The organism is Burkholderia guangdongensis (assembly GCF_013403875.1).
Taxonomy (GTDB): Bacteria; Pseudomonadota; Gammaproteobacteria; order Burkholderiales; family Burkholderiaceae; genus Burkholderia; species Burkholderia guangdongensis.
Window position 1 is genome coordinate 1 of record NZ_JACBNX010000051.1, and the last position, 1607, is coordinate 1607.

Consider the following 1607-nt stretch of genomic DNA (forward strand, 5'->3'; position numbering starts at 1 on the left):
TGTGTAGGTCCCAAGTTCAGATGTCGCGTTTCCGCTAAATAAAAATGTCGTGTTTTGGCCTGTAGGTTGATCGCCGACACCCCTCAGGGAGCGCCGGCGATGAACGCGACTGGGACGATCACGATGACGATGCATGAAGTAGATCGGCTGAAGGTCATTGAGGCAGTGGCCGAGTGTCGACTCAAGCCCGGCCAGGCAGCCGACCGGCTGAGTTTGAGCGTGCGGCAGGTTGAGCGCCTCGTGCTGCGCTATCGCGCGGCCGGCGTGGCGGGACTGGTGTCGGGCAAGCGTGGGCGCCCGAGCAATCACCAGTTGCCTGCTGGCAAAGCGCAGCGGGCGCTGGCGTTGATCCGCGAGCGTTACACGGATTTTGGACCAACGCTGGCGTGCGAGAAGCTGCGCGAATGTCACGGCATCGATCTGGCCGTCGAAACGGTTCGTACGCTGATGATGGCCTCCGGTCTGTGGATTCCGCGCAAACAACGCCCGCCGAAGGTCTACCAGCCGCGGAATCGGCGCGCGTGCCTGGGCGAACTGATTCAGATCGACGGCAGCGACCACCGCTGGTTCGAGGACCGTGCGCCCGCGTGTACGCTGTTGGTGTTCATCGATGATGCAACCGGACGGCTGATGGCGCTGCATTTCACGGCGAACGAGTCGACGTTCAGCTATTTCGAGGCGCTGTCAAAGTATTTGAGTTCGCACGGCAAGCCGGTGGCGTTCTACAGCGACAAGGCGAGCGTCTTTTACGTGAGGAAACGCTCGGAGACTGCGGGCAAAGGCGTCACGCAGTTTGGCCGGGCTCTGTACGAGCTCAATATCGACGCGTTTTGCGCAAACACGAGTCAAGCCAAGGGGCGCGTGGAGCGGGCCAACCTGACACTGCAGGACCGGCTCGTCAAGGAACTCAGGCTGCGCGGAATCAGCACGCGCGAGGCAGCCAATGCATATGCGCCCTCCTTCATCGCTGACTTCAATCGGCGCTTCGGCAAGCCGCCCAGGAGCGATCACGATGCACATCGGTCGCTGCGCGCGGACGAAGATCTGAGGCAGATACTGTCCTATCGCGTGCCGCGCAGAGTATCCAATGCGTTGACGGTGCAGTATGACCGCGTGATGTACCTGCTAGCCGATTCGGCGGCCAATCGCAGCCTCGTGCGCGAATACGTTGAGGTCGTCGAATATCCCGATGGCGTGATCGAGGTACAGGCCAACGGTGTGGTGCTGCCGTGCCGACAATACGATCGCATCACGTGCATCGATCAAGGCGCAGAGGTTGAGAACAAGCGGCTGGCCAGCGCACTGGAAGTCGCCCGGCGCGTCCAGACCATCCGTGACGATCGCCGTGCATCCGGTTCACCGTCCCGCACCCATAGCGGTGAAGAGGTTCGAGCGAAGAAGGCGCTCATCGGGCTGAAGAAGCAGCGTGCACTCGAGGTTGCCGACCTAAATCAAGCCATTCTCGAAGTCAGCGCCAAAGGAGTCAGGGAACGGGGGGCGGCTTCGCCGCCCCACCCCAACACCATAAACAAGGACAAGACAAAGCCCAAACACCGCGACATTTCAATTTAGCTGGAAGCACGACAATTGAACTTAGCGGGGACATT

1 protein-coding gene is annotated in these 1607 nt (G+C 60.7%); it reads left to right on the plus strand.

Annotated elements, in window-relative coordinates:
- Nucleotides 1-99 precede the first annotated feature (99 nt).
- A complete protein-coding gene (locus HZI36_RS26595) occupies nucleotides 100-1572 on the plus strand; it encodes an ISNCY family transposase (protein WP_179405656.1) in 1473 nt (490 codons plus the stop codon).
- The last annotated feature ends 35 nt before the right edge of the window (nucleotides 1573-1607 follow it).